The sequence below is a fragment of the Microcoleus sp. genome (genome assembly GCF_049646505.1).
In the GTDB taxonomy this organism is placed as follows: domain Bacteria; phylum Cyanobacteriota; class Cyanobacteriia; order Cyanobacteriales; family Microcoleaceae; genus Microcoleus.
This window is the reverse complement of the sequence record NZ_JBARVX010000254.1, coordinates 1-8012: the sequence shown is the minus strand read 5'-3', so window position 1 is coordinate 8012 and position 8012 is coordinate 1. Positions and strand designations below refer to the sequence as shown.

Below are 8012 nucleotides of genomic sequence, written 5' to 3'. Positions count from 1 at the left end.
ACACTATCGGGTTTGCCAACAATCTCTTGATAGGTGCTGCTGACAATAAAATTAGCCGCATTCATTGCAATTATATCTGCTGTAAATTGCAGCGCAAAATGATATTTTTCCTCAGATTCTTGCCAGTAGAGATTGCTGAACAAATATTTAGATTTTTCCAGGGCGTGGGCAACATTGCACTGAGTAACCTTGAGTTTTCTCGACAGCAAAAATGCTACCAAGTTGCCGTCGGAATAGTTGCCAACAATTAAATCTGGCTTGCCCTGAAACTCAGCCAGCAGTTCTTTCTCGGCATCGATCGCGTAAGTTTCCAGATAAGGCCAAATCTCGAACCGCGAAATCCAATTTTGAGTCAGTTTGGGATTGAAATCCCGGAAGGGAACCCGCAGAATCCAAGCATTTTCAGTGCCGTGAACTTTTTCCAAACGTTCGTTGCAGCGCGTGCCGTCGCTGTTAGGAATTAACCGGGTGATAATAATTACTTTAGGTTTTGCGCCCAAACTATCGAGACCGGCAAGATGAATGTCTTCTTGCAGTTGTTTTTCTAAATTCTTCGCTTGATCGAGGACATAAACTACTTGTCCGCCAGTATCCGGCCGCCCCAAAACTCCTTCTTGGCCGAACCAGCCGTGAGGGGAAACCAGGACGATTTTGAAAATCATCGGAATCCTAGAAATAAATGCTTCTAAGGTTTGCGGGTCGGGGGAATCGATTAATTCGTCGAGAATTCCTAGGGTTTCTCGGACGCGGGCTGCGGTATTTCCCCAACCTGCGTCCAAACCCATCATTTGCAGGACAAATCGAAATCTTTCGTAGGGTTCGTCTTCTGAAAGTTCGGTGACAAAGGTGAGGGCTTTTTTAACTTGTTCTGAAAGTTGTTCTTGAGATTTTATGCGATCGTTAATTAGTAATTGTACGCCGTTGTAGCGGTGAGTTCGCAAGAAATCAAATAGAGTTTCCTGCCACTGTCGGGGATCTTGAAACAGTTTGCTGGACAGGTATCGGTTGAGGAATTGTACTCCTTTACCGATGTTTTTGGGGTCGCGAATGGAGGGGGAATAGTCGTAAAACGGGCCGAAATCTATTTCAAAAATGTTGCCTTCTTGGGGGTGAAAGTGGTTGACGAAGCGATCGCGCACGTCGAGCAATTCTTGGACTGTCATCGGTTCTAGTGTCAAGTCGTCTCCAAGTCGCACTATTTCCATTGTGGCAATTTTCGGTCGCAGCAGGACGCAAAAGCTGCCTTCTTCAACAATAATTTCCTGAACGTAGTAAATCAATTTGCTCAAATGAGAAGATTGATGGAACTGTTCGGGCTTTTCGTATTTGGTGCAGTAGGCGGCAAAAGCGCTAACTATGTCGTTTCGCAGTAAATATTTGTTCCCGATCGCCCGCAAATCGCTGACAAACTGCCGCAAGTCGGTTTTTTCTTCGCTGGCGATAACAGCCTCAAATAGTTCAGACATAGATACCCCTAATTAGAATTTTTTGATTTTTACCTAAAAAATAGAGCGATACTATCTGAGTATCGCCCTATTTTTTTGGGCGCGTACTTTTTTTATGTAATTTTAAAGTTTGCAATCAAAAATTGCTATCTCTCAAATGACATAAAATTCCCCGTATTTGTGGCGGATGTAGCGGACAAACGGATCGATACTTAAAGGTGAACCGGTCACGCGATCGAGCAATTCGACTGCGGTATATTTGCGGCCGTGCTGGTAGATGTTTTGTTTGAGCCAGTCGTGGAGTACGCTAAAGTTTCCCTGTTCTATTTGTACGGTAATTTCGGGATTGTTTTTAACTGCGGTTTCGTAGAATTGAGCGCTCATCAAGTTGCCGAGGGTGTAACCTTGGAACATTCCGCCGATCGTCCCGACGTACCAGTGAACGTCCTGCATCGCACCGTCGCTGTCCGTGGCGGGGACAACGCCGAGGTCAGTTTTATAGCGTTCGTTCCAGGCTTCGGGGAGGTCTCGGACTGCGAGTTTGCCTTCTACCATTGCCAATTCTAGGTCAAAGCGGATGGCGACGTGGAGGTTGTAGGTTACTTCGTCTGCGTCGGTGCGGACGAGCGATCGCGAGACTTTGTTAATTGCCCGGTAAAATTGGTTGGTGGTGACGTGTCCCAACTGTCGCAAAAATACGCCTTGCAGTTGGGGGTAGAAGCATTCCCAAAAACCGCGGCTGCGCCCGACCAAATTTTCCCAAAGCCGCGACTGGCTTTCGTGCACGCCGGAGGAAATGCCGCCAGCGAGAAGCGTGCCTTCAAATTCCGGGGAATTGCCGAGTTCGTACAGGGCGTGTCCGGCTTCGTGGATGCTGCTGAACAAAGCTTGATCCAAATGATCTTCGTAGACGCGGGTGGTGATTCGCACGTCGTCTATGGAGAAGTTGGTCATGAAGGGGTGGAGGGTGGTGTCTTGCCGTCCGCGCTGGAAGTCGTACCCCATGCGTTCTACGACTGTGCGCGTGAATTCTAGTTGCTGGGCTTCTGGGAAGTTTTGGTGCAAGCAGGAGTCGTCGGCGGCGGGTTGGGAGGTGATGGCTTCGACTATTGGGACTAATTCTTGACGCAGTTGGGCGAACAGCGGGCGCAGGAGGGATACTTTCATGCCGTAGTCGCTGCGATCGATCAAAGGATCGGCGATGTGTTCGTATCCGGGGAAAAAGTCGGCGTACTGCCTGCTCAATTCTAGAGTTTTTTCGAGATACGGTTCAACGGCTGCGAAGTTGTTGTCTGCTTTGGCGGAGGCCCAAGCTTCGTAGGAGTCGGCTTGGTGGCGGCAGAGTGCGGACATGAAGGCTGCTGGGACTCTGGCGGCGCGATCGTAGTCTCTGCGGGCGATGCGGATCAGGCTGGCTGGGGTGGAGTCGTAGGGGAGGGTTCGTTCGTAGAAACGCAAGTCTTCTAGGAGTTCGCCAACTTTGGGATCGGTAAATTTTTCGTGGGATATTTGTTTGAGAGTGGCTAACTGGCGGCCTCTGGCTGTTGCACCTTTGGCTGGCATATAAGTTGCCTGATCCCAGTGCAGCAGGGACGAGACTGATTCGATGTCAGTAATTTCTCTGAGGTGGGCTGCGAGTTGAGCAAATTTTGCTTGAGTTTTGTCTAGGGTTTGCATGATTGGGGTTTGAGGTGCTGTTTTGCCTAAAAAGGTTGGTGTGCGGCATCGGTGTCCATCAATCATTGCTACCCTGAAATCAAGCTAAAAACCGCACTTGTTCCCGTATTGTAAGCAATTTAGAGTCATTTTTGCACAGTTTCCGGTATTTCTTAGGATTGAGTTCGATCGCCCTTGACAAATTTTCGATGGCTTTGCCGGTGATGCTGGCTTCGGTTTCCGGGCTGTTTGTGCTGTCGCCTGCTGCTTTTTGTTGGGCGTAAATGCAAGCTTTTTGATAGTAAAGATTTGGATCGTCGGGTTTGAGTGCGATGATTTTATCGTAGGAGTCGATCGCTTCGGTAAAGCGTTGGATTTTTTTGAGGGCGACGGCGCGGTTGTACCAGGCTTCGGTGTTGTGCGGCTGCAACTCTAGGGTTTTGTCCCAAGAAGCGATTGCTTCTTCAAAGCGCTGTAAGTTAGCGAAGGCTAAGCCGCGGTTGTACCAGATTTCGCTGTCTGGGGGCTTGAGTGCGAGGGCTTTGTCCCAGGATGCAATCGCTGCTTCAAATTTTCCCATTTGGGCGATCGCCGTGCCGCGTTTGTTCCAGGCTTCAGCGGAATCCGGCCGCAGTTGCAGGGTTTTGTCGTAGGAGGCGACGGCTTCTGGGAAGAGTTTTTCGTCGGCTAGGGCGACGGCGCGGTTGTACCAGGCTTGATGCAAGTCGGGTTTTAGTTCGATCGCTTTGTCGTAGGAGGCGATTGCGGCTGTATTTTGGTCGGATTTTTTCAGGGCAAATGCTTTGTTGTACCAAGCTTCAAAGTAGTCTGCTTTGATGTCGATGGCTTTGTTGTAGGAGTCGATCGCTTCTGATATTTTTTCTAAGTTGACGAGGGTGTTGCCGCGGTTTGTCCAAGCTTCGTGATAGTTGGGCTGGAGTTCGATCGCCTGTTCGTAGGATGCCATCGCTTCTGAGAGTCTGTTTAGCTTCCGCAAAACGTTAGCGCGATTGTACCAGGCTTCTGGATTGTCTGCTTTGAGTTTCAAGGCTTGGTTGTACGCCCGGATCGATTCTTCTAGCCGTCCGAGTTTTCTGAGGGCTACGCCTTTGTTGTACCAGGCTTCATAAAATTTTGGTTCGAGTTCGATCGCCTTCGACCACGATTCTAGCGCGGCTGACAACCGTCCCATTGTTTCTAGGGCGTTACCGCGATCGTACAGCGTTTGAGCCTTTTGGGCGTTGACTGATATAGATTGTTCCCCCAATTCGATCTGTTTTTCTATGCTGGCTACTTTTTGCAAGGGTTTTCACCTCATTATTTTTTGTAAAATTGTCGCTTTTTCTTTATATTGATTAAGTTTTCGCTGCCGATCGCAATTGATCGATCGCCTATATTTGGTTATTGTATGGCAATTTTATAGTAACTCTGCAATTTTTTCAACCTTTTCTAATCTATACGCCAATACGGTTCACTTAACATATTTATTCCCCGGAGATCCCCCTAAATCCCCCTTAAGAAGGGGGACGCAAGAGGGGATTCTTGTTCCCCCCTTTTTAAGGGGGGTTAGGGGGGATCGTCTTAAGTAAACCGTATTGATCTACACGCAACTCTCTTGTTTCTAGGTATAGATTAATACTATTTTTTTTCATAAATTGCGTAGAAGCTCAAAAAGGGCGATCGCACTCAGGTATCACAAACCTCACCCAAGATTTAAATGTCTTTTTCAGGGTCGAGGATAGAACCAAAATTAGGCTCTATCGCTACTGTTTTAATCCATTCTGAGTCGTGGAAGGGCAAGCCATCAGCTAAAGTGTAGATATCTTCGGCTGAGTCTCTCAGAGAATCAAAGGCTGGATTTGCGATCGCAGCTTTTAGCCATTCATATTCTTGTAGTTTTGCTTTGTCAATTAGGGCTGCTTCTAGTGCTTCCAGTCGCTTCAGGTCTGCATAAGTAATAATAGCAGCGATCGCCTTTCCTTCCTGTTCTATGACGATTCGTGCTCCAGTATCCTCGACACGGGCGATGAGTTCGGGAAATCTGTCATTGGTTGCGGTTACATTTAGTTGAGTCATCTTTTACCTCGCTACTAATTCTTCTATCATAGCGTGTCAGCTAGCTTCGATCGCAGATAACCCGGCGGTTGAAACCGCGTCTACACAAACCAAGTCCGCCTACGCGGACTAAGAAATAATAAGAGTGTTTTTGATGCTGTAGGGGCGGGTTTTACCAACAATAATTGCCTCAAACCAACAATCTCATAAACCCGCCCGCACTTGGGCGGCAAATTCCTATCCTTGAATCAAGGCTTGAAACCGAATATCCGATCGAATGCTGTCAAAATCCGAGTCATTTTTTGCCATTTCTCGGTATTTGTCAGGATTCAGATCGATCGCTTGCTGCAAATTCTGAATCGCTCGGTCAATCTGACTCTGTAACGCATAGCAGCAAGCTTTATTATAAAATACAGATGTGTCATCTGGTTTGATTTCTAAGGCTTTGTCGTAGGAGGCGATCGCATCTTCTAGCCTGCCTAAATTATCCAGTGCAATGCCCCGATTGTACCAGGCTTCGTGTTTATCAGGTTTAATTTTTAAGGCTTTGTCGTAGGAGGCTATCGCCTCTTCCACTCTGCCTAAATAACCCAGTGCAACGCCCCGATTGTTCCAGGCTTCGTGTTGATCTGGTTTGATTTCTAAGGCTTTGTCGTAGTCGGCGATCGCATCTTCATGTCTGCCTAAATTATCCAGTGCATAGCCCCGATTGTACCAGGCTTCGTGATCATCTGGTTTAATTTCTAAGGCTTTGTCGTAGGAGGCGATCGCATCTTCAAGCCTGCCTAAATTATACAGTGCAACGCCCCGATTGTTCCAGGCTTCGTGTAAATCTGGTTTAATTTTTAAGGCTTTGTCGTAGGAGGCGATCGCATCTTCGTATTCTTCAGCATAGTCATACAATAAAGCCTGTTCGTAAAACAATTCAGCTTTTTGTTCTGGTGTTTGCTCATCCTCATCAATTAAACCTTGAAGCCTCACCAATTCCCGTTTCCGTGCTTCGGGAGTCAAAGCTAAATAATCTTCTTTTTTTAATCTTTCCCAACAAGCCTGCATTGATTCTAGTTGCAAGCTTTCTCGATCCATTGACAACTTAAATAAACTCGATCGCCAATCAAAGAAATCTGGCGCTCGTTCAATCAAATAATTAACGGCAAAACGAGGTAAAATAAACACAAAACACATATTAAAATTATCTCTAAACCTTTCCCGCTGCTGGTTGAGATTAATCAAAACAGGCGGCACACCCCGCCAACTATAAGAATAAATATCCTTGCTTTCCCATCCGAGCTCTTTTTTTTCTTTCTCATATTCATAAAGTGAATATTCTAAGCCTGTCACAAACAAGATATTAATTTCATCTCGCTTTGGCAAATCTTCAATTATCTTATAAAAATTATAAACCGACTCATCCAGCGCCAAAACTTCAATCTTTTTCTGCGTCACATCTGCTTGAACTTTCGCAATCAAGCGTTCGCCTTCCGCCGGAAAACACTCAACAAATAACAACCGGAAACCATTTGTCCGTTTGAGAGTGCGTACCAGAGCTTGATATTCTTCCTCTGGTGTTGCTTCTGGTAAATCTTCGTCCCAATCAATTATTTTTGCTGTCATAGCTCAAGTTGTGCAAGACTATCTTGAAATTGCTTAATTCCTTTAATCAGTGGGTGAACATCATGCCAATACTGGATGTCTCCTGCTTCATCAAAGTAACGATATTCCAAAATACAGCGGTTAAACAATAACTTGCGGCATTCGTCCTCATTTTTGATTTCTTTGGAGCGTGAAACCTCAGCTAAAATTTTCCATTCTCCATCGTTTATATTTCTGCGAAAAGGATCTCGTACTTTCGTAATGGCTCTTTGCACGGCTTTTGCAGAAATCGGCAATTCTTCAGTACGTTGAATTGCTTCTTCCATTAACTGTAACATATTTCGGACATGACCGCCACTCATCAAGCAAATTTGATTGAGTATTTCTAGGTTTTCAAACAGTTTTGTTTCTAGAGACAAGTTGGGGGACAAAGGGCTGACTCGCTTAGAAATCAACTCTTTCATTTTACTCAATCCTGATTCGTAGATTTCGTCCTCACGAGTTCGCACCATAATCATCGGCAAAATTTCAGTGTTATCGTAATTGGAGGCCAACTCATTGGCACTATCAGAATACATCATGGAAATTGGTAAAGTATAGATAACGTGACAATCTAATCCTTTAAGTTGTCCGCAGCGGTTGATAAAAATATCATCATAATTGTTGCTTCCTTTTGCCCCAGTCAATAGAACGATTCTGTCTAAATTATCCACAATAACTGCTAGTTGAGTATAGCCTTGAGGAAGGTGCTGTTTGGCATCAGCAATATATTCATTTAGCGCGGCAATTAAAGTTGTGGTGTGGGGGTTAATTTTACGGCGAATCTCTTGGCGCAAACTTGGGACAGCTCTAATATTTGCCGTGAGTTTGGCAAACAAAGTAATTTGAGATTCTAGGCTGATAGAGTCAAATTCTACCTCCATTTGTGCCAAATTTTTTAATTCATCCCAGCGACTTTTCACCCAATTTAATAAAGCTTGAGATTTAGAGTTTGAGCTAAGTTTTTTTAATAAATGCTTGGTACAAGCGAGGAGAATATCGGTATATTCAGTATCTTCTGGATCGATATCTTCTTCTTCGGCGGCGAAATAGACTACAAAACAGCCGTTTGTTTGTAAATATTCCTGAAGTCGCAGCAATTCCGTTGACTTTCCCGCACCGCGATGTCCAGTATACAACTGACAAGTCATGCGTTGCGATCGCCGCAGAATCTTTTTGCCCAAATCTACGGTAATATCACCGTCTCCTCGCGCTTCCTGACAG

5 protein-coding genes and 1 pseudogene are annotated in these 8012 nt (G+C 45.6%); all 6 read right to left on the bottom strand.

Annotated features, from left to right (window positions below; genetic code table 11):
• Positions 1-1466 (bottom strand): annotated as a pseudogene (locus tag WBA89_RS13595) (sucrose synthase); the annotation flags it as partial.
• Between the two features lie 132 nt (positions 1467-1598).
• Complete coding sequence (locus tag WBA89_RS13590; RefSeq protein ID WP_424407195.1) at positions 1599-3122, bottom strand: carboxypeptidase M32; 1524 nt, start codon at positions 3120-3122, stop codon at positions 1599-1601.
• Positions 3123-3201: 79 nt separating this feature from the next.
• Positions 3202-4404: a tetratricopeptide repeat protein gene (locus tag WBA89_RS13585; protein ID WP_424407193.1), complete on the bottom strand. Its 1203-nt coding sequence runs from the start codon at positions 4402-4404 to the stop codon at positions 3202-3204.
• 410 nt (positions 4405-4814) lie between these two features.
• A complete protein-coding gene (locus WBA89_RS13580; RefSeq protein ID WP_424407191.1) occupies positions 4815-5177 on the bottom strand; it encodes a type II toxin-antitoxin system Phd/YefM family antitoxin in 363 nt (120 codons plus the stop codon).
• A gap of 216 nt (positions 5178-5393) precedes the next feature.
• Entirely contained in the window at positions 5394-6770 is a 1377-nt protein-coding gene (locus WBA89_RS13575; protein ID WP_424407189.1) for a tetratricopeptide repeat protein, read from the bottom strand.
• Positions 6767-8012 (bottom strand): ATP-binding protein (locus WBA89_RS13570; protein ID WP_424407187.1); only part of this gene is annotated, 1246 nt, incomplete at its 5' end. The genes WBA89_RS13570 and WBA89_RS13575, both read right to left, overlap by 4 nt.

What these genes read in the sequence shown, in the direction of transcription:
- WBA89_RS13590 (WP_424407195.1), bottom strand. Translation starts at nt 3,122, where the DNA reads ATGCAAACCCTAGACAAAACTCAAGCAAAATTTGCTCAACTCGCAGCC.
- WBA89_RS13580 (WP_424407191.1), bottom strand. Translation starts at nt 5,177, where the DNA reads ATGACTCAACTAAATGTAACCGCAACCAATGACAGATTTCCCGAACTC.
- WBA89_RS13575 (WP_424407189.1), bottom strand. Translation starts at nt 6,770, where the DNA reads ATGACAGCAAAAATAATTGATTGGGACGAAGATTTACCAGAAGCAACA.